Raw genomic sequence first — 20,625 nt, forward strand, 5'->3', positions numbered from 1 at the left:
TGCGCCCCCTGGCCTAGGGCTTGTTCCCCCACGCCTGGAAGATGCGCGGCATCGAAAGCGTCGTATCCGGCCGCGCCGCAAAGGCCTGAAGCGCCATCCGGATCGCGGCCACCTCGTCTGCACTGGCGAGATTGGACGCGATGACCGCATCTCTGATCGCCGCGAAGGTCAGCGACGAGATCTGCTTGACGTCGCCGCTCCGCCCGTAGGGCTGCACAAGCGAAGAACCGACGCCGGCGAAACCGGCGTCCTCCAGCAGGCGCACGAGCCGGCGGCCGATGAAGGCGTCGCCACCGCGCAGCCTGGCGGCGGCCACGTAGAGTTCGTTGGAACGGTCGAAGGCTTCGCTTGCCGGGTCGCAGAACAGCCCGCCGAAATCGATGTCCTCGACGACGATGGTCCCGCCCGGCTGCAGGGCCTCGAGGGCGTGCCGAAGCAGCGCGTCCGGGTCCGCCAGATGGGTCAGCACGAAGCGCACATAGGCGAGCGACGCGCCGCGTGCCGGCCACGGCTCGATGACGCTTCCCTTGATGAACCCGACATGCCCGAGCCCGCGACGCTTCGCCTCGTCGCGGGCCGCGGCAAGCTTCGTCTCGTCGAGATCGAAGGCGACGACACGGCCGGTCGGGCCGACCCGCCCGGCGATCTCGAAGCTGACGTCGCCGCCGCCGCAGCCCGCGTCGATCGCCAGCCTGCCCCGCAGCGGCTCGAACCGGTCGAGCAGCGTGGCCGTCGTCGGCGCCAGCACGCGCGCCAGGACCGAGAGCCGGGCGCGTCCTTCCTCGCCGCCCTTGATGATGTAGGACCGGAGTTCGTCCGGTGGCGCCATCGCGTTGCCCCTTCCAGCCGGATCAGCCGCTCCCGACGCGCTCCATGAAGGCCATCGCGCCGTGCGGCGCGCGCTCCTTGCCCGACGTGATGAAGTAGACGAACACGTCGCGCGGCGCGACTTTCGCCTCGCTGCCGGGGTCGGCGCGCCGGAGGTCGCCGGGCGCCTTGCCCTCGGCCCAGATCCTGGCCCGCTTCGCCCAGGCGTCGAGCGCTTTCGGCGCATAGCATGTCGGCTCGTCGTCGGAGCCGGTCTGCAGGCGCGCATAGACGAAATCGCCGGTGACGTCGGCAATGGCCGGATACTTCTCGTGGTCGGCATAGACGATGGCGACGTTGGCCGCGCGGCAGAGTGTCGCGAATTCCGGCACGACGAAGCTGTCGGTGCGCACCTCGACGGCGTGCCTCAGCGCCACGCCGTCCTGCTTCTCCGGCAGCAGCTTCAGGAACGCGCCGAAATCGTCGGCGTCGAATTTTTTCGTCGGCGCGAACTGCCAGAGGATCGGCCCGAGTTTTTCCCCAAGCTCGGTCAGGCCGGACGAGAGAAAGCGCTGCACGGACTCGCCCGCCTCGGCCAGCACGCGGCGGTTGGTGGCGAAGCGGATCGCCTTCAGCGAGAAGACAAAGCCGTCGGGCGCGTCGGCGGCCCATTTGGCGAAGGTCGGCGGCTTGAAAGTGGAATAATAGGTGCCGTTGACCTCGATGGTCGGCACCTGCCGGCTGGCATAGTGGAGCTGCTTCGCCTTGGCGAGTTTTTCGGGATAGAAGGAGGCGTCCCAGGGCTCGAAGGTCCAGCCGCCCATGCCGGCCCGGATCGCGCCGGTCTTCGTTCCACTGGGCATCGTCACCTCCGGTTGATCGCCCGCTCGGGGCATGCCTGCGAAGATGCGTTTCGCCCGGCTGCTTGTCCACCGCTCGGCGGATGGCTCCTGACAGAGGGAGGCGAGGAAGGGAGTAGGGGAGTAGGGGAGTAGGGGAACAGGGGAACAGGGGAACAGGGGATGGGGCGCGCGAGGGCGCGCGCGGCGATTGAGCGCCACGACCGCATGTCCCGGCAGTCTTGCCCGCGGCGTCATGACGTGTCGGGGTTTTCCAGCGCGTGGAGGGCCAGCGCATGGGCATGCGCGAGGATCTGGTCGACCTCGCGGATGGCGGCGGGGCGCCGTGCCGCCGGGTCGTAGCGCCAGAAGCGGCCGCCGGGCGGGCGGCCCGGCCTCAGCGGCGACGGCTGCCGCGCGCGGTTGCGCCCACCCGTGACCGTCTCGGGCGCTCCCGGCGTTCCCTTGGCCGCGTCGGCCCGGCAGGTTGCCGGGCCTTGCCGGACGGCGGGCGGGCCGCCGGACGGGTCGGACGATCGGCCGAAAACCCCCCACGGCGAGGCGGCGGAACCCGCGCCGCCCTCCGCCTGCCGACGCCGGCGCGCCTGCCAGCGGGCAAGACGCCGGGCCTCGCCCGGCAGGTCGTCGAGCGCGGCGGCGAGCGCCGTAAGGCGTTGGGCAAGCCGCGTGGCGTCGACCGGATCGTCGAGCGCGCTTGGCGGTCCGCCCTCGGCCCGCGCCCCGGGGCGGGGGGCGACGTCTTGGGGAAAAGAGATGCGCGGCGCGGCGTGCGCCGGCCGGGCGGCGCTGTGCAACACCCCGATATGCTGGAGGCCAGGCGGCCGCCGCGGCCGGTCGGCGAGCGGCAGGCGGCGCGGCCGCGCGGCGGATGCGGTCGGGGTCGCGGCTGCCCGCCGGGCGCCGTTGGCGCCGATGACGCCGGAGGCTACGATGGCGATGCCGAAGCGGCGAAGCTCGGGCTCCAGGGAGGCCGGCCTGTCGCTCAGCTTGCGCGGCGGCGGCAGCGCCACGATCAGGCCGCGCGCCGACGCGACGATCAGCCGCCGCGCGGCGGATTCGGCGGGACGCAGCAGGCGCAAGATGGCGAGGCGGAGATGGCGGGGCAGGGTGAACGCCTGTTTCACCTCCCCCTTGTGGGGAGGTCGACGCGCAGCGTCGGGTTGCGGCGCTGCAATTACCCCCACCCGGCGGTCTGGCGACCGCTGACCTCCCCACAAGGGGGAGGCGTCGGCGCCAAGCCCCGCCATGGCGAAAAGCCCGGCCAGGATGCGCTTCAGCGCCTCGAGATTGTTTTGTATCGCCGCCGTCCCTGACATCACCGCCTCCTTTCAAGGCGGAGGGATTATGGGTGGGTTGGGAGGGGTGTGGATAAACATAGGAGCGGGCAATGTCTGAAGAATGGATGTCGTTGTTGGCGCATCGCTGCCCAGCTAGAATCGTAACATGCACGAGATTCCCGATAATATATTCGCGACACAACATATGCTGGCCGAACTGGCAGAGGCGCAAGCAGAGAATCTCAGGTCGATTTTTCACTCATACGATGTGAAGGCCAGCGTTGCTGCCGCAGGTGGCCTGCTTACGGTCCCGGAACTTCAAGCAAATACAGTCAGACTTGAGGCCATCTCCCACTTAACCGTCGCCGGTGCTGCCGGAAGGAAAAAGCCAAGCAAGCAGGATGCCGCCCGGTGGTTCAAACAGGTGGGACGGGCATTCGCATACATGGAGGACGCGGCCGAGGACGTGTTTGTCGCCCGCGTCCATATGGATGGCCGAAACTACTGCGTGCTTGAGGGGCTCGCGGAAGCAAATGGCCACCATTTGCAGCACATGCTGACTGCTGTCGAGAATATGCCTAACCATGGCGTATATGCCGCGCTTAAGCAATCATGCCGTTCGATGCTTGTGCTCTCTGACCTTATTTGCAGACGGTCAGGGCTGGAGGCTTTTTGCTGTGGCGGTCAATATGGATTCGATGCGCTGCCGGTCGATGATCTTCCTACTTTAAAAACACTGGCTGCCCGCGTGAGCTTTTCGAATGACGACCTGAGCCGTGCAGGCGTTAGTCCCCGAGCGATTGGCCGATTTTGCTTGCCTCCTTCGCAGCGCAATGTGGGGTTGGGGGGATGTGGCGATAGCTGGCTGGAAAGGCAGCCGCTGATCGATTTTCAGGATGAGTTGGTGGTAGCACTGCCATCGGCCATAGGAACGGCCATCCGGCGGGCAGTTATTGAGACCTGTCACGATGCCGGTGCAGAGTTCGCCCTGTGGACTGGTCTGCTTATAGCTCAAACCGAAGAACTTGCGCTGAATCCCGCTATTTCGCGTATCGGCATCCCTCCCACGGAGATGAAACGGGATTCCTTTGTGGTTCCCTCCGAGCCGGTCGAGTTTCAGCCCGGCTTGTGGTTCCACCTTGTCCTGTTGACCGATGATTTCACAGGATTCAGTGAGACAGGCTTCAGTCGGCCCGGACCATCCAGCGAAAAGACGCAGGCTCAACTAAAGCAGGCGATAGATGACGCCGCGGCCGACACCAAAGCCCGCCCCGGTTTCAAACTCGGATTCTCGCTAATAGTCCTTTGTGGCTTTGGCCGGGGACAATTGGTCGAGTTTACGGGTCCGGCCAATTGGCTGGCCGAAGGCATCAGCAGCTACGACCTCGATGTGTTGGGATGGCGACACGACTTCAATATTGCCGAACTGTTCAAGTTCCTCCTTGCCGAAGGCGCCGCCGGGCATATGGGCTTTCCATTGATGGCGATTAACGGGCTTTTAGCGCGTATCGGCTTTGCTTATGACAATAACGGCCACGTTGTGCCCCATGAAGCCATGCCGGATGGTGCCGAGCGTGCCACGCTCATGGTGCCCACCAACGCGCATTTGCGGCTCAGGGCAGAGCACCATGCCCGCTTCGACAAGCACGCAGTACGCGATGCGGAGGACAAAGTGCTTATTGTCCGCCGTAAGGACGGCGGCAAGCGTTCGCCGCAGAATACGCAGCGGGTCTATGTCGCGCATCATGATGCTCTATCACTTCGCTATCGTGGGGTGTGGAGGTCGGGGAGCCGGACATGGTGGCTCGAAACCGTACCGTTGGAAGAGCGCTCCCACCTCTACCCCATCTTTGAAATGCAGATGGTGTGGACGGAGCGACTTGCCCCAATACTGGCGCAGCACGTTCCGAGTTTGCCGGATGTTCTGACATGGAAACTCGTTACGCCTGCATGGCCCACTATCCGGTCGAAAGAGATCAACCCACCGCCCGTGGAAGAATTGAAGGCAGCCATCGGAGCATCCTGCGATAAAGTTGGATGCGTTATAACCACGGAAATTGGATTGCCATTCTTTCACGGTCTTTCCCATTCCAGCAACGTCTCCGAAGTCACTTTGATAGAAGCCTTCCTTGAGCAGGTTGTTATGCTCGTAGATGGCGCCGAGGTTAATCTTACCGAGCTTTTGCGTGAAATCGTTCCGTCGCCGCAAGCACGGCAGCTACATGCGTTCGCGCCGCAAGACTTCCGCGATCATGTCCGTGAATCTGTTCCGCACCAGGTAGTCAAGATTAGCCAGTTCGACGATGCCGCCATTCGCTTGGGGTTGGGTTGGCATGGGCTTCCTCGGCCAGGTGGAACGGTCAAAGGGCGCGATGAATGCACCAAAGTGCTGAACGCTATCACCGCGGCCGCAGAAGAGATGTTTTGCGGACAACTTGGGCAGTTCGAGAGGCACGCATTGATACGGCGTGTCGTGGAAAATCACGAGGCATCCGTTGTCGACAAGTCCCGGTGGGAGCGGACCTCGGGCGCGATCCTCGACCTTTCGGCCAACCCTAAAGAATCTCGCGAAGAGATTTACAAGAACATTTGGAAAGCGAACGCCACCGGCCAAGCGAGCCGAGTCATTCTGGAGGCGGCGCTTTGCGAATGTCCCGTTGGCGTCGGCTTTGAGATTGCAGATTTCGACCTGTCCAACCTGATGGCTCTGGCGATGATGATTCATCACCTTGGAGGCTATTCCGATGCCATCCGTTATGAAGGCATGCGCCCCGAAGTACGCATATCTCCGGCAGGCGAGGTTCAGATCGATGCTTCTTTCTTCGATGCCATTGTGACCCCTGTTGGGGAGTCCTTCGTGAGCAGCAAGATCGACCAAAGTCGCCGCGACTATTCAGAGTTGCTGCATGATCCTGCACTACTCACCGAAGAACAGGCGACCAGCCAAACGGACATACGCTTTGTCGCCGCATGGGAAGCGGAAATAGGTGTATCCCTTAAGGATTTCCGCACCGCGCTTGAGGCTCTGGAAAATCGTTTATATATGACCAACCAAGCATGGGAGATGTTGCCCAGACCGGCACTGCTTGAGTACCTTGCCAACCACGTCGATTGCGGGGAACAGTTTGTTACTTCCCTCGAATTACTCCCGCGCGACGGCTGGAAGAGCGTTCCACCGCCTTACACTGATCAGGATCGGCAACCGTGGCGATTCAGGCGGCGTTTGTCTATGGTGCGGCGTCCTATTCTTAGACTTGAACCGTCCCCGGAATCGGATGTCATGATCGCGCCCGGCATGATCCGTGACACTTTCCGTATTCTGCTCCATAATTTCTATTACGGCCAATACGACCTCAATTCGATTTCTTCGAAAGAAATGCGAAGCTGGAGAGAACATATCGTTGCGGAGGAAGCCGCCGAGTTTGAAGAACGGGTCGTTGCGTGCCTACTGGAACTCGGATGGCAGGCAAAACGAGGCGCGAAATTCTCTCATATTCTTGGACGTAAGCTGACCGAAGACCCTGGTGATATCGACGTTCTGGCATGGCATACTGACGGGCGCGTCATGCTTCTTGAATGCAAGGATCTACAGTTCGCCAAGACTTCTAGTGAGATTGCCAAGCAGCTATACAAATTCCGCGGCAAGACGGACGAGAAGGGCCGCCCAGACCTGCTCGGCAAGCACCTCAACCGGATAGAACTTGCGCGGGAAAACGCGGTGGAGCTTCAATCCCATCTCCAACTGCCCGAAGTGAGGATAGATGGAGCTTTGGTCTTTGCTCACACCGTCCCGATGAGCTTTGCGGCCGAAAGGATAGGCCACGCCGTAACGCTACTGACCTATGACCAGTTGAATTTGGCATTTGGTGGCCATATCCAAGCCTAGTGCCCGGCGACCGCTTGAGGACGCCTACTCCGCCGCCTGCGCCCGTTTCCCCGGTCGTCGCCCCAACAACTCCTTGAGGAACTGCCCCGTATAACTCCGCTTTTCCGCCGCGATGTCCTCCGGCGTGCCTGAGGCCACCAGTTCGCCGCCGCCGTCGCCGCCTTCGGGGCCGAGGTCGAGGACCCAGTCGGCGGTTTTTATGACTTCGAGATTGTGCTCGATGACGACGACGGTGTTGCCCTGGTCGACCAGCTCGTGGAGGACTTCCAGAAGTTTGGCGACGTCGTGGAAGTGCAGGCCGGTGGTCGGCTCGTCGAGGATGTAGAGCGTCTTTCCGGTCGCCTTGCGCGACAGTTCCTTGGCGAGCTTGATGCGCTGCGCCTCGCCGCCGGAGAGCGTGTTGGCCTGCTGGCCGATATGGATGTAGCCGAGGCCGACCTTGTTCAGCGTGACGAGCTTGTCGCGCACGGCGGGCACCGCGGAGAAGAAGTCGACGCCTTCCTCGACCGTCATGTCGAGCACGTCGGCGATCGACTTGCCCTTGAACAGCACGTCGAGCGTCTCGCGGTTGTAGCGCTTGCCGTGGCAGACGTCGCAGGTGACGTAGACGTCGGGCAAAAAATGCATCTCGATTTTTATCACGCCGTCGCCCTGGCAGGCTTCGCAGCGGCCGCCCTTGACGTTGAAGGAGAAGCGGCCCGGCTGGTAGCCGCGCGCCTTGGCCTCCGGCAGGTTGGCGAACCAGTCGCGGATCGGCGTGAAGGCGCCGGTGTAGGTGGCGGGGTTGGAGCGCGGGGTGCGGCCGATCGGGCTCTGGTCGATGTCGATGACCTTGTCCAGGAATTCGAGGCCCTCGACGCGGTCGTGCTCGGCCGGATGCTCGCGCGACCCCATGATGCGGCGCGACGCTGCCTTGAACAGCGTCTCGATCAGGAAGGTCGACTTGCCGCCGCCCGACACGCCGGTGACGGCGGTAAACGTGCCGATCGGGATGTCGGCGGTGACGTTCTTCAGGTTGTTGCCGCGCGCGCCGACGACACGGATGCGGCGGTCCTTCTTCTTCGGCTGGCGGCGCTCGGCCGGCGTCGCGACCTCCAGCTCGCCGGTCAGGTATTTGCCGGTGATGGAGGCGGGGCTCGCCATGACCTGCTGCGGCGTGCCTTGCGCGATGATCTGGCCGCCATGGATGCCGGCGGCCGGGCCGATGTCGACGACATAGTCGGCGGTCAAAATGGCGTCCTCGTCATGCTCGACGACGATGACCGTGTTGCCGAGGTCGCGCAGGTGCTTCAGCGTGTCGAGCAGGCGGGCGTTGTCGCGCTGGTGCAGGCCGATCGAGGGTTCGTCGAGGACGTAGAGCACGCCGGTGAGGCCGGAGCCGATCTGGCTGGCGAGGCGAATGCGCTGGCTCTCGCCGCCCGAGAGCGTGCCGGAATTGCGGGACATGGTGAGGTAGTCGAGGCCGACGTCGTTGAGGAAGCGCAGCCGCTCGCGGATTTCCTTCAGGATGCGCACGGCGATCTCGTTCTGCTTGGCCGAGAGGCGGTCGGGCAGGTCGGTGAACCAGCGGTCGGCCTTGCGGATCGACATTTCAGAGACCTGGCCGATATGCAGGCCGTCGATCTTCACGGCGAGCGCCTCGGGCTTCAGGCGAAAGCCGCTGCAGGCCGGGCAGGGGGTGGCCGACATGAAACGCTCGATCTCCTCGCGCATCCAGGCGGACTCGGTCTCCTTCCAGCGCCGCTCGAGATTGGGGATCACGCCCTCGAAGGACTTCGTCGTCTTGTAGGAGCGCAGGCCGTCGTCATAGCTGAAGGTGATTTCCTTCGAGCCGGTGCCGTGAAGGATGGCGTCCTGCGCCTCCTTCTTGAGGTCGCGCCAGCGGTCGCCGAGCTTGAAGCCGAAAATCTTGCCGAGCGCGTCGAGCGTCTGCGCGTAATAGGGCGAGGTCGACTTCGCCCACGGCGCCACCGCGCCCTCGCGCAGCGAGACATGGTCCTCCGGCACGACCAGCAGCGGGTCGATGGCGCGCTGGCTGCCGAGCCCGTCGCAGGCGGGGCAGGCGCCGAACGGGTTGTTGAAGGAGAACAGGCGCGGCTCGATCTCGGGGATCGTGAAGCCGGAGACGGGGCAGGCGAATTTTTCCGAGAAAAGGATGCGCTCGTGCGTCTCGTTGGCGCTCTTGTTGACCGCGTCGGCGCCGGTCTGGCTGGCGTCGAGCGGCTTGTCGGCGAATTCGGCGACGGCAAGACCCTCGGCGAGTTTCAGCGCGGTCTCCATGGAATCGGCGAGGCGGGTGGCGAGGTCGGCGCGCACGACGATGCGGTCGACGACGACGTCGATGTCGTGCTTGTATTTCTTGTCGAGCGCCGGCACGTCGGCGATCTCGTAGAAGACGCCGTCGACCTTTACGCGCTGGAACCCCTTCTTCTGGAGCTCGGCGAGTTCCTTGCGGTATTCGCCCTTCCGTCCCCTGACGATGGGCGCGAGGATGTAGAGCCGCGTGCCTTCGTCGAGCGCGAGCACGCGGTCGACCATCTGGGAAACCGTCTGGCTCTCGATCGGCAGGCCGGTCGCCGGCGAATAGGGCACGCCGGCGCGCGCGAAGAGCAGCCGCATGTAGTCGTAGATCTCGGTGACCGTGCCGACCGTGGAGCGCGGGTTCTTCGAGGTCGTCTTCTGCTCGATGGAGATGGCCGGCGACAGCCCGTCGATCTGGTCGACGTCGGGCTTCTGCATCATCTCGAGGAACTGCCGGGCATAGGCCGACAGACTCTCGACGTAGCGGCGCTGGCCCTCGGCGTAGATGGTGTCGAAGGCGAGCGACGATTTTCCCGAGCCGGACAGCCCGGTCATGACGATCAGCGAATCCCGGGGAAGGTCGAGATCGACGTTCTTCAGATTGTGCTCGCGCGCGCCCCGCACGGAAAGGAATTTATGGTCGGCCATGGCCGGTCCGCCGCCTCGTCTCGATCAATGATGGGATGGCAGCAAGGTGCCGGCCAATGCCCTTATTTAGGTGTTTTCGCCGCCGCGTCGAGGGGAGTCGTCCCTACTCGCAAACGGTCTAGCTCCCGGCAGGCCCAAAGGGCAAGCGAAAAGAACAGAGGCAGAACGACATCCTGACATCCGGGCGGCCGGGAAGCAGCCCGCGCGCTGCCTCACGGCGCGCCTGCCGATCACATTTCATTGCAGGCGCCCGTTCGCGGTTGACGCGGCATGGCCGCAGGTCCAAGTTTAGACATGTCTCACGCAGCCGGATGCCCACGCGGCATCATTCGCTGCCAAAGGGTGGTTTGCGAGACGCCGCAGACCGGCGAAGAGGTTTCGGAGAGACGCGCGGAAACTGACGAAGGAGGAAGGCATGACTCCACCGGACAATTTTAGGACGCTCCGCTAGACGAGCGGAGCAGGGCAGGCGCGCCCCGGATTTTTTCCGGCCGGATGATCCGGCACGATGCGGCCTGCTTCCCCAACCACAATCAGAGACCACAAGTCGGATCGTCGGCCAGTGCGCCGCGAGGCATCCGAAAGACAGCCGGCAATGGAATACCGGCATATCGGGTAAAGCCCGAACAAACGGTCCTGTCCTCCCCGCGAGAACAGGACCGTTTTCGTCTTGTCGTTTCGTTTGCCGGTGCTGCCGGTACGCATCCGGGCCTGTCACGAAATTGCTTGCGTTCCGGCGGGAAAGGTCTAGAACAAAAATAGAACAAACAACATGTGGACAGTTCCGCCCTGGCCATGTTTCGGCGGGCTGGCGGCGGCGCGATCCGGTAGGATGCGCGCGCATTTCGGTTTGCGATCTGGTTTCGGACGAGCGTGGAGAAGTATCATGGCAGGTAGCGTCAACAAGGTCATTCTGGTGGGCAATCTGGGCGCGGACCCCGAAATCCGCCGCCTGAACTCCGGCGATCCGGTCGTGAACCTGCGCATCGCGACGTCCGAAAGCTGGCGCGACAAGGGCTCGGGCGAGCGCAAGGAAAAGACGGAGTGGCACCAGGTCGTCATCTTCAACGACAACCTCGCCAAGGTCGCCGAGCAGTACCTCAAGAAGGGCATGAAGGTTTATGTCGAGGGCCAGCTGCAGACCCGCAAATGGCAGGACCAAACCGGCCAGGACCGCTATACGACCGAGGTGGTGCTGCAGAAGTTCCGGGGCGAACTGCAGATGCTGGACGGGCGCGGGCAGGGCGGCGAAGGCGGCCAGGTCGGTTATTCCGGCGGTGGCGGACGCAGTTCGGACTTCGGCCAGTCGGGTCCCGGCGAGAGCTATGGACGTAGCGGCGGTGGCGGCGGGAGCCGTGGCGGGGGCGCGTCGCGCGAACTGGACGACGAGATCCCGTTCTGATCGACGTCGGGCGAGGGTCCGGGCCGAAGGTCGAGCGTCACTTTAAAAGGCGGGTCACAAGCAGTTGAAAACAAGTGTAAAATGGATTGGCGACCGAACGTTTGTCGGCGAGACGACGTCCGGTCACGCGGTGATCTTCGGCACGGCGTCCGGTCCCGACGGCAGCCGGCCGAAGCTTGGCCCCAGCCCGATGGAACTGGTGCTGATGGGGGCCGGCGGCTGCTCGGCCTTCGACGTCGTGCACATCCTCGAGAAGGGCCGCGAGGCGATCGAGGATTGCGAGGTCGAACTGGAGGCCGATCGCGCCGAGACCGATCCCAAGGTCTTCACGCGCATCCACATGCATTTCGTTGTGAAGGGCCGCGCGCTGTCCGAGGCCAAGGTGAAGCGCGCCATCGAACTCTCGCTGGAAAAATACTGCTCGGCGACCGCGATGCTGGCGAAGTCCGCCGTGGTGACACACGACTTCGAGATCGTCGACACGGCGGCCTGAGCGGCCGGCGAACCGGTTATCCCGTCACCATCGCCTTGACGCCGTCGGCGACGAACTGGACGGCGAGGGCGGCGAGCAGCACGCCGAGCAGGCGCGTGAGGATCGAGCGGCCGGTTTCACCGAGGAACCGGTCGACCCGTTCGGCCAGCAGGAAGACCATGTAGGTCAGCGCCAGGCACACGGCGATGATGCCGACGAGGGCCGCCTTGCCCAGCGGCCCCTGGAAGCTGCCCGACAGAAGCACGGTCGCCGAGATGGCGCCTGGGCCGGAAATCAGGGGGATCGCCAGCGGGAAGGCGGCGATGTTGTGCACCATGTCCCTGGTGATGGCGACGTCGGCGGTCTTTTCCTTGCGGTCCTGGCGCTTCTCGAAAATCATCTCGAAGGCGATGAAGAAGAGCAGGAAGCCGCCGGCCACGCGGAAAGCCGGAAGCGTGATGCCGAAAAGCGAGAGGATGGTCGCGCCGGCGACGGCGAAGAGGGCGAGCACGCCGAAGGCGATCAGCGAGGAGCGGATCGACACCTGGTTCCGTTCGTCCCTGTTCATGCCGCGGGTAACCGCCAGGAAAAGCGGCGCCAGCCCCGGCGGGTCGATGGTCACCAGGATCGTCAGGAAGGCATTGAAAATGCTGTCATAAGTGGGCATGTCGGCTCCCCTCGGCGGCAGGCTAGCGCGCCGGCGCGGCCAGCGCCAGTGCGCAACCCCGCCGCGCCGCCGCCACAACGGCTTGCCCAGGAGGCTGCCTGCGCGCCGGGGCTGACCCTGCGGGAGGTCGTGGAAAGCAGGATATCCTTTTGAAATTTCTAGGCAAAACCAACGTTGGAAAAGCACTGCCGTGCGTTGGAGAATTGCTGGCGCTTCCTATATAAAGAAGACCTGATTCCTGAACTGTGTGACCCGTTTTGAACGATCAGAAGACACCGCACGGACCTGACGGCCCGTCCGACATCGAGCCGATTTCCATCATCGAGGAAATGCGGCGTTCCTATCTCGACTACGCGATGAGCGTGATCGTGTCGCGCGCGCTTCCCGACGTGCGCGACGGCATGAAGCCGGTGCACCGGCGCATCCTCTACGCCTCGCATGAGAGCGGCTACCACTGGAACCGCAAGCACGTTAAGTCGGCGCGCCCGGTCTCCGACGTGATGGGTAAATATCACCCGCACGGCGACGCCTCGATCTACGACGCGTTGGTGCGCATGGCGCAGGACTGGTCGCTGCGCGTGCCGCTGATCGACGGGCAGGGGAATTTCGGCTCGATCGACGGCGATCCGCCGGCGGCGATGCGCTACACCGAGGCGCGCCTTACCAAGGTCGCGCACGAGCTGCTCGAGGACATCGACAAGGACACGGTCGATTTCCAGGACAACTACGACGGCACCGACAGCGAACCGCGCGTCCTGCCGGCGCGGTTCCCGAACCTGCTGGTCAACGGCGCGGGCGGCATCGCCGTCGGCATGGCCACCAACATTCCGCCGCACAATCTCGGCGAGGTCTGCGACGGCGCCATCGCGGTCATCGACAATCCGGCGATCGACCTCCCGGCTCTGATGGAGATCATACCGGGTCCGGACTTCCCGACCGGCGGCATCGTGCTTGGGCGTTCCGGCATCTACAACGCCTATTCGACCGGCCGCGGCTCGATCGTCATGCGCGGCAAGGTGCATGTCGAGGAAGCCCGCGGCGACCGCGAGGCGATCGTCGTCACCGAGGTACCCTACCAGGTGAACAAGGCGACGATGATCGAGAAGATGGCCGAACTCGTGCGCGACAAGCGCGTCGAGGGCATCTCCGATATCCGCGACGAGAGCGACCGCCAGGGCTACCGGGTGGTCATCGAACTGAAGCGCGACGCCGTGGCCGACGTCGTGCTCAACCAGCTCTACCGCTACACGCCGCTGCAGACCTCGTTCGGCGCGAACGTGGTCGCCCTGAACGGCGGCAAGCCGGAAGTGATGTCGCTGATCGACATGCTGAAGGCCTTCGTGACCTTCCGCGAGGAGGTGGTGAGCCGGCGCACGAAGTACCTGCTGCGCAAGGCGCGCGACCGCGCCCATGTCCTCGTCGGCCTGGCGATCGCAGTGGCCAACATCGACGAGGTCATCAAGCTGATCCGCCATGCGCCGGACCCGCAGTCGGCGCGCGAGCAATTGATGGAGCGGCGCTGGCCGGCGGGCGACGTGGAGTCGCTGATCCTGCTGATCGACGATCCGCGCCATCGCGTGAACGACGACGGCACCTACAACCTGTCGGAGGAACAGGCGCGGGCGATCCTGGCGCTGCAGCTCTCCAGGCTGACGGCGCTCGGCCGCGACGAAATCGCCGACGAACTCACCAAGATCGGCGTCGAGATCAGCGACTACCTGGACATCCTGTCGTCGCGCACGCGCATCCAGCAGATCGTCAAGGACGAGCTTGCCGCGGTGCGCGAGGAATTCGGCACGCCGCGCCGGACGGAACTGACCGACGGCGACTCCGACATGGAGGACGAAGACCTCATCCAGCGCGAGGACATGGTCGTCACCGTCACGCATCAGGGCTACATCAAGCGCGTGCCGCTGTCGCTGTATCGCGCCCAGGCGCGCGGCGGCAAGGGCCGCTCGGGCATGGCGACCAAGGACGAGGATTTCCTGACCCGGCTGTTCGTCGCCAACACGCACACGCCGATCCTGTTCTTCTCCTCGCGCGGCATCGTCTACAAGGAAAAGGTCTGGCGGCTGCCGATCGGCAGCCCGCAGTCGCGCGGAAAATTCCTGCGCAACATGCTGCCGCTGGAGGAGGGCGACCGCATCACGGCGATCCTGCCGCTGCCCGAGGAATCGGAGTGGGACCGGCTGGACGTTATGTTCGCCACCACGCGCGGCACCGTGCGCCGCAACAGGCTGTCGGATTTCGCGGACGTCCGGCGCAACGGCAAAATCGCCATGAAGTTCGAGGACGAGGGCGACGCCATCCTGGCCGTCGAGGTCTGCACCGAGAACGACGACGTGCTGATGACGGCCGATTCCGGCCTGTGCGTCCGGTTCCCGGTGACCGATGTGCGCGTGTTCCAGAGCCGCGGTTCGCAGGGCGTGCGCGGCATCAAGCTCGGCGACGATGCGCGGGCGATCTCGATGACGATCATCGAGCACGTCGAGGCCAGCCCGGCCGAGCGCGCGGCCTACCTGAAGCGGGCGACGGCCGAGCGGCGGGCGGCGTCCGCCGAGGCCGAGGGCGAAGAGGACATCGCGCTGACCAACGAGGAGGTCGGCGAGGAAACCGACCTGTCGGACGAGCGCTACGAGGAATTGCGGGCGCACGAGCAGTTCGTGCTCACCGTCACCGAGTTCGGCTACGGCAAGCGCTCTTCGTCCTACGATTTCCGGGTGATCGGCCGCGGCGGCAAGGGCATCCGCGCCACCGACGTCTCCAAGGTCGAGGAGATCGGGCCGCTGGTGGCGGCCTTCCCGGTCGGCGCCGAGGACCAGATCATGCTGGTGTCCGACGGCGGCCAGGTCATCCGGGTGCCGGTGGACGGCATCAGGATCGCCAGCCGCGCCACCAAGGGCGTGACCATCTTCAACACCGCCGAAGGCGAGAAGGTGGTTTCGGTCGAGCGCATCTCGGAGCCTGGCGGGGACGAAGCCGAAGGCAGCGAAGGGGCGCCCGAAGGCGAGACGCCGCAGGAAGGGACGGAAGGGGAAGCCTGACGCGGGCGCCGGCTCAACGCGAGCCGAAGCCGCGGATAAGGCTCTTCTTCTCCCTGAGGCGCAGGCGCTCGGTTTCGTCGTGCAGGGCAAAGGCCGTTGCGATCAGCATGGCAACGGTCATGGCGGCGGCAAGCATGTAGATCATCATGGCGACAACTCCTGCAAGACAACGCGTTCGGGTCGATTTGGTTTCCGCAGTCTGCGTCTGCATGTAGGCGGCGCGCCTTTAATCCGGGCTGAGCGGCCCGTTCATCGCCGGTTCATGTGGAATTGCCTTTGCCCCCGCGCATGGATAGAAGCACGCCAATGACCAGCCGCCATGCGATATACGCAGGGTCCTTCGATCCGCTGACCAACGGGCACCTCGACGTGCTCAAGGCCTCGCTTGCGGTGGCCGACACGATCTATGCGGCGATCGGCATCCACCCCGGCAAGCAGCCGCTGTTCTCGTTCGAGGAGCGGGTGGCGCTGATCGAGGCGGTGGCGGCGAAGGAACTGGGCAAGGATGCAAGGCGCATCAAGGTCGTCGCCTTCGAGGGACTGGTGATCGACGCGGCCCGGAAACTCGGCGCGCAGATCATGATCCGCGGGCTGCGCGACGGCACCGACCTCGACTACGAGATGCAGATGGCCGGCATGAACGAGACCATGGCGCCCGAACTGCAGACGGTGTTCCTGCCCGCCAGCCCCTCGGTCCGCACCATTACCGCCACACTCGTGCGCCAGATTGCGTCGATGGGCGGGGATATCCGCCCGTTCGTGCCGAAGGCGGTCGTCGCGCCGCTGAAGGCCAAGTTCAAATCCAGATAAGGTCCAGGAGAGAGTTTCATGCTGAAAAGGCTCGCTTCGGCGTGCGTGGTGGCCGCGACGTTGTTCGCAACGCAGTTCGCTTTCGCCGCCGATCCGGAGAACACGCTCGTCATCACGCTGAAGGACGGCGACGTGACCATCGCGCTCAGGCCCGACCTCGCGCCCAAGCATGTCGAGCAGATCAAGGCGCTGGCGCGCGAGGGCGCCTATGACAACGTCGCCTTCCACCGCGTCATCGACGGCTTCATGGCGCAGACCGGCGACGTGCAGTACGGCGACCTGAACGACGGCTACGACGCGAGCGCGGCCGGCATGGGCAGCTCCGACAAGCCGGACCTGCCGGCGGAATTCTCCAACGAGCCCTTCGTGCGCGGCACGATCGGCATGGCGCGCGCGCAGGATCCGAACTCGGCGAACTCGCAGTTCTTCATCTGCTTCGACGACGCCAGCTTCCTCAACGGCCAGTACACGGTCGTGGGCACCGTCGAAAAGGGCATGGAGCTCGTCGACAACATCAAGAAGGGCGACGCCGCCGACAACGGCTCGGTCAGCGATCCCGATCGCATGATCCGGGTGCGCGTCGCCGCCGACAACAACTGACCGTTTCACGAAAGGATTTTCAGATGGCCGAGATCAAGGATCGCGAGAACGCGCTGATCATGGAGACGACGAAGGGCAACGTCGTCATCGAACTGTTCCCCGACCTGGCCCCCGGCCACGTGGCCCGCATCAAGGAACTGGCCCGCGAGGGCGCCTATGATGGCGTGGTGTTCCACCGCGTCATCGAGGGCTTCATGGCGCAGACCGGCGACGTAAAGTTCGGCAAGTCGGGCGGCAAGGACTTCAACCCCGGCCGCGCCGGCATGGGCGGCTCCGACAAGCCGGACCTGAAGGCCGAGTTCTCCAACGCCAACCACGGCCGCGGAACCTGCTCGATGGCGCGCTCGCAGAACCCCAATTCGGCGAATTCGCAGTTCTTCATCTGCTTCGACGACGCCAGCTTCCTCAACCGCCAGTATTCTGTGTGGGGCCAGGTGATCGAAGGCATGGAGAACGTCGACAAGATCAAGCGCGGCGAGCCTGTCCAGGATCCGGACAAGATCGTTTCGCTGAAGGTCGCCGCCGACGTGGCGTAACCGGAACGGCCATGGCGGCACGGCGATGACAGGGGTCTTCTGGTCCGCGCTCGGCATCCTCGCCGGCGCCTTCATCGCCGTGCAGGCGCCGATCAACGCGCAACTGTCGCGCGGGCTCGGCCTGCCGATCGCCGCCGCGGCCTTTTCCTTCCTGTCGGGCGCGATCGTGCTCGGCGCCGTCGCGCTGGCGGTGACGCGCACGCAGGGCATATCGCTCGACTGGAAGGCGCCGGCGCCGTGGCTGTTCGTCGCCGGCGGCGTGCTTGGCGGCGCCTATGTGACGATCACGACGCTGCTCATCCCGCGCATCGGCGCGGCCGCGCTGATGGCCTTCCTGGTCGCCGGCCAGCTGATCGCCGGACTGATGCTCGACCGGCTGGGCTTTCTCGGCATGGCGGTTCGCGAGATCAGCATCGGGCGAGTGGCGGGAATAGTCCTCCTGATGGCCGGCGCGCTGCTCGTCCGGCTCACCTGACGCCGATGAAGGTCGACCTCTTCGATTTCGAGCTGCCGGAGGACCGCATCGCACTGCGCCCGGCCGAGCCGCGCGACGCGGCAAGGCTGCTGCTCGTCCAGCCGCAGGGCGGGTTCGAGGACAGGACCGTGCGCGACCTGCCGTCGCTGCTCGACCCCGGCGACGTGCTGGTCTTCAATGACACCAAGGTCATTCCGGCGCAGCTCTCCGGCATGCGGCGACGCGGCGACGCCGTTGCCCATGTCGACGCGACGCTGCACATGCGCGTCGCGCCGGACCGCTGGCTCGTCTTCGTACGCCCGGGCAAGCGGGTCGCGGCGGGCGACCGCATCCAGTTCGGCCATGACGGCGAAGCCTGCTTCCTCGGCCAGCTCGACGCCACCGTTATCGAGAAGCGCGAGGGCGGCGAGGTGCTGCTCGCCTTCGACCTCTCCGGCCCGTTCCTCGACGAAGCGCTGCACGCTGTCGGCCATATCCCGCTGCCGCCCTACATCGCCTCAAAACGCGCCGACGACGAGCGTGACCGCACCGACTACCAGACCATCTACGCACGCGACGAGGGCGCGGTGGCGGCCCCGACCGCGGGCCTGCATTTCACGCCCGACCTCTTCGCGGCGCTCGACGCGCGCGGCGTGGAACGGCGCTTCGTCACCCTGCATGTCGGCGCCGGCACCTTCCTGCCGGTCAAGGCCGACGATACGCAGGACCACAGGATGCATGCCGAGACCGGGCATGTCTCGCAGGCCGTCGCCGACGCGATCAACGCTGCCCGGGCGCGCGGAAACCGCGTCGTCTGCGTCGGCACCACATCGCTCAGGCTGCTCGAGAGCGCGGCCGGCGCCGACGGGCGGCTCGCGGCCTGGTCCGGCGCAACCGACATCTTCATCACGCCGGGCTACCGCTTCCGCGTCGCCGACGCGCTGATGACCAACTTCCACCTGCCGCGCTCAACGCTGTTCATGCTGGTATCGGCGTTTTGCGGGCTCGAGCGCATGCAGGCCGCCTATGCCCACGCCATCGCGACCGGCTACAGGTTCTATTCCTACGGGGATGGTAGCTTGCTTTTCAGGGCGGAGGCGTAGTGGCCAAGTCATGCTCGATATCGACGGGTTGCATTCATGACCGACTCCTTCACCTTCCGCCTTCTCGCCACCGACGGCAAGGCCAGGCGCGGCGTGGTGTCGATGCCGCGCGGGCAGGTGCGCACGCCGGCCTTCATGCCGGTCGGCACCGCGGGCACGGTCAAGGCGATGTATCTCGACCAGGTGCGCGACCTCGGCTCGGACATCATCCTCGGCAACACCTACCACCTGATGCTCAGGCCGGGCGCGGAGCGGGTGGCGCGGCTCGGCGGGCTGCATGAATTCGCACGCTGGCCCTATCCGATCCTGACGGACAGCGGGGGCTTCCAGGTGATGTCGCTGTCGCAACTGCGCAAGCTGACCGAAACGGGCGTGACCTTCCGCTCGCATATCGACGGCCAGCGCTTCGAGATGACGCCGGAGCGCTCGATCGAGATCCAGGGCCTGCTCGATTCCGACATCCAGATGCAGCTCGACGAATGCGTTGCGCTGCCGGCCAAGCCGAAGGAGATCGAGCGCGCGATGGAGCTGTCGCTGCGCTGGGCCGAACGCTGCAAGACGGCGTTCGGCGAGCAGCCGGGCAAGGCGATGTTCGGCATCGTGCAGGGCGGCGATGTTGCGGCGCTGCGCGTGCGTTCGGCGCAGGCGCTCAAGGCGATGGACCTGAAGGGCTATTCGATCGGCGGGCTGGCGGTCGGCGAGCCGCAGGCGGTGATGCTCGACATGCTCGACGCGACCTGTCCGGAACTGCCCGAGGAAAAGCCGCGCTACCTGATGGGCGTCGGCACGCCGGACGACATCCTGAAATCGGTGGCGCGCGGCGTCGACATGTTCGACTGCGTGATGCCGACCCGGGCCGGCCGGCATGGCCTTGCCTATACGCGGCGCGGCAAGATCAACCTGAAGAACGCCCGCCACGCCGACGACCCGAGGCCGCTCGACGAGGAAAGCGACTGCCCCGCCGCGCGCGACTATTCCCGGGCCTATCTCCACCATCTCGTGAAGTCGGGCGAGGCGCTGGGCGCAATGCTTCTGACGTGGAACAACCTGTCCTACTACCAGAAGCTGATGCACGACATCCGCGACGCCATCGAGGCGCGGGCGTTTGTCGAGCGGTCCGCCGAAATCAGCGAGGGGTGGGCGAGGGGCGATTTGCCCGCAGTCTGACGCAGCCGAATGGCAGGGATCGACCTGGGACGTTATGTGCGCTCACGTGCTGAGGGCGTTCGATGCCTTCAGGCTGACGCCGGTGATGCGCCAGACGCCGTCGGGCTGGCGTTCGAGCGTGTAGACCGCTTCGTAGTCGCGGCCGTCGGGGCCGGTGATCAGCACCTGCTGGACGATCGCGCCTGGTCCCATCTCCTGGACCTTTCCGAAGGCGAAGCGCGCCGGTTTGCGCACCGGCGCATAGCCGCGCTCGACCATGCCCATGAAGACGTCGACCGTCGGGAAGATGCGCTGGATGTTGGGCGCGGCGTAGGAATAGGCCCGCTCGGTGTCGTCGGCCTGGAAGGCGCGAAGCTGCGCCTCGATGCTGCCCTGGGCCGCCTGAACGTCGGCTTCGCCGGCAATGAGCGGAACCGGCAGGAGCAGCAGGGCCGTCACGATCAGTGCGCGCAAAGACATGCTCGTTCTCCCTCGACTGGCGGTGCGATCATGCCGCCCGACACACTACCATACGCTGAAATGCGGCTTCCGGTTTCGTGCACGCTCAGCGAATCCTTGCCGGACGGCACTCCTACCGGAGGCGGGCAAGGG

At 65.0% G+C, this 20,625-nt stretch carries 17 protein-coding genes; 10 read left to right on the plus strand and 7 right to left on the minus strand.

Annotated features, from left to right (window positions below; genetic code table 11):
• Positions 1-13: 13 nt before the first annotated feature.
• The 3 genes from ABUE31_RS19360 to ABUE31_RS19370 all read right to left on the minus strand — a co-directional run bounded on the left by ABUE31_RS19360 (position 14) and on the right by ABUE31_RS19370 (position 2,983).
• A complete protein-coding gene (locus ABUE31_RS19360) occupies positions 14-829 on the minus strand; it encodes a methyltransferase domain-containing protein (protein ID WP_367725374.1) in 816 nt (271 codons plus the stop codon).
• 22 nt (positions 830-851) lie between these two features.
• The gene (locus ABUE31_RS19365; protein WP_367725375.1) at positions 852-1,670 is read right to left on the minus strand and encodes a DUF72 domain-containing protein; all 819 of its coding nucleotides are present in this window, start codon (positions 1,668-1,670) and stop codon (positions 852-854) included.
• 230 nt (positions 1,671-1,900) lie between these two features.
• Positions 1,901-2,983, minus strand: coding sequence for a hypothetical protein (locus ABUE31_RS19370; RefSeq protein ID WP_367725376.1), 1,083 nt, complete (start codon positions 2,981-2,983; stop codon positions 1,901-1,903).
• A gap of 127 nt (positions 2,984-3,110) precedes the next feature.
• Between ABUE31_RS19370 and ABUE31_RS19375 the strand changes: the two genes are divergently transcribed.
• On the plus strand, positions 3,111-6,830 hold the full coding sequence (locus ABUE31_RS19375) for an anti-phage protein Upx-like protein (RefSeq protein WP_367725377.1): 3,720 nt from the start codon (positions 3,111-3,113) through the stop codon (positions 6,828-6,830).
• Between the two features lie 24 nt (positions 6,831-6,854).
• On the opposite strand, the gene uvrA is transcribed toward ABUE31_RS19375, so the two are convergent.
• Positions 6,855-9,779 (minus strand): excinuclease ABC subunit UvrA, encoded by a 2,925-nt coding sequence (gene uvrA / locus ABUE31_RS19380; RefSeq protein WP_367725378.1) that lies wholly within the window; start codon positions 9,777-9,779, stop codon positions 6,855-6,857.
• Positions 9,780-10,665: 886 nt separating this feature from the next.
• On the opposite strand from uvrA, the gene ABUE31_RS19385 reads away from it, so the two are divergent.
• Both ABUE31_RS19385 and ABUE31_RS19390 read left to right on the plus strand, forming a co-directional pair.
• Complete coding sequence (locus tag ABUE31_RS19385; RefSeq protein ID WP_367725379.1) at positions 10,666-11,181, plus strand: single-stranded DNA-binding protein; 516 nt, start codon at positions 10,666-10,668, stop codon at positions 11,179-11,181.
• A 64-nt stretch (positions 11,182-11,245) separates the two neighbouring features.
• Entirely contained in the window at positions 11,246-11,674 is a 429-nt protein-coding gene (locus ABUE31_RS19390) for an OsmC family protein (RefSeq protein ID WP_367725380.1), read from the plus strand.
• A 16-nt stretch (positions 11,675-11,690) separates the two neighbouring features.
• Here the strand turns inward: ABUE31_RS19390 and ABUE31_RS19395 are convergent, their stop codons facing one another.
• Complete coding sequence (locus ABUE31_RS19395; RefSeq protein ID WP_367725381.1) at positions 11,691-12,320, minus strand: MarC family protein; 630 nt, start codon at positions 12,318-12,320, stop codon at positions 11,691-11,693.
• Positions 12,321-12,577: 257 nt separating this feature from the next.
• Here ABUE31_RS19395 and gyrA point away from each other — a divergent pair, with 257 nt between their 5' ends.
• Complete coding sequence (gyrA, locus tag ABUE31_RS19400; protein WP_367725382.1) at positions 12,578-15,364, plus strand: DNA gyrase subunit A; 2,787 nt, start codon at positions 12,578-12,580, stop codon at positions 15,362-15,364.
• A 13-nt stretch (positions 15,365-15,377) separates the two neighbouring features.
• On the opposite strand, the gene ABUE31_RS19405 is transcribed toward gyrA, so the two are convergent.
• Positions 15,378-15,512: a hypothetical protein gene (locus tag ABUE31_RS19405; RefSeq protein WP_367725383.1), complete on the minus strand. Its 135-nt coding sequence runs from the start codon at positions 15,510-15,512 to the stop codon at positions 15,378-15,380.
• A 158-nt stretch (positions 15,513-15,670) separates the two neighbouring features.
• Here ABUE31_RS19405 and coaD point away from each other — a divergent pair, with 158 nt between their 5' ends.
• The 6 genes from coaD to tgt are packed head-to-tail and all read left to right on the plus strand — an operon-like array spanning position 15,671 to position 20,034.
• Positions 15,671-16,174, plus strand: coding sequence for a pantetheine-phosphate adenylyltransferase (gene coaD, locus ABUE31_RS19410; RefSeq protein WP_367725384.1), 504 nt, complete (start codon positions 15,671-15,673; stop codon positions 16,172-16,174).
• Positions 16,175-16,192: 18 nt separating this feature from the next.
• Positions 16,193-16,774, plus strand: coding sequence for a peptidylprolyl isomerase (locus ABUE31_RS19415; RefSeq protein WP_367725385.1), 582 nt, complete (start codon positions 16,193-16,195; stop codon positions 16,772-16,774).
• A 23-nt stretch (positions 16,775-16,797) separates the two neighbouring features.
• A complete protein-coding gene (locus ABUE31_RS19420) occupies positions 16,798-17,310 on the plus strand; it encodes a peptidylprolyl isomerase (RefSeq protein ID WP_367725386.1) in 513 nt (170 codons plus the stop codon).
• Positions 17,311-17,335: 25 nt separating this feature from the next.
• Positions 17,336-17,785: a DMT family transporter gene (locus ABUE31_RS19425; RefSeq protein ID WP_367725387.1), complete on the plus strand. Its 450-nt coding sequence runs from the start codon at positions 17,336-17,338 to the stop codon at positions 17,783-17,785.
• Positions 17,786-17,790: 5 nt separating this feature from the next.
• Positions 17,791-18,867: a tRNA preQ1(34) S-adenosylmethionine ribosyltransferase-isomerase QueA gene (gene queA, locus ABUE31_RS19430; RefSeq protein WP_367725388.1), complete on the plus strand. Its 1,077-nt coding sequence runs from the start codon at positions 17,791-17,793 to the stop codon at positions 18,865-18,867.
• 36 nt (positions 18,868-18,903) lie between these two features.
• A complete protein-coding gene (gene tgt / locus ABUE31_RS19435; RefSeq protein WP_367725389.1) occupies positions 18,904-20,034 on the plus strand; it encodes a tRNA guanosine(34) transglycosylase Tgt in 1,131 nt (376 codons plus the stop codon).
• 42 nt (positions 20,035-20,076) lie between these two features.
• Here tgt and ABUE31_RS19440 read toward each other — a convergent pair whose 3' ends face one another.
• Positions 20,077-20,493: a DUF4864 domain-containing protein gene (locus tag ABUE31_RS19440; RefSeq protein WP_367725390.1), complete on the minus strand. Its 417-nt coding sequence runs from the start codon at positions 20,491-20,493 to the stop codon at positions 20,077-20,079.
• Positions 20,494-20,625 lie beyond the last annotated feature (132 nt).

This window comes from Mesorhizobium marinum (assembly GCF_040813675.1).
Classification (GTDB): Bacteria; Pseudomonadota; Alphaproteobacteria; order Rhizobiales; family Rhizobiaceae; genus Mesorhizobium_K; species Mesorhizobium_K marinum.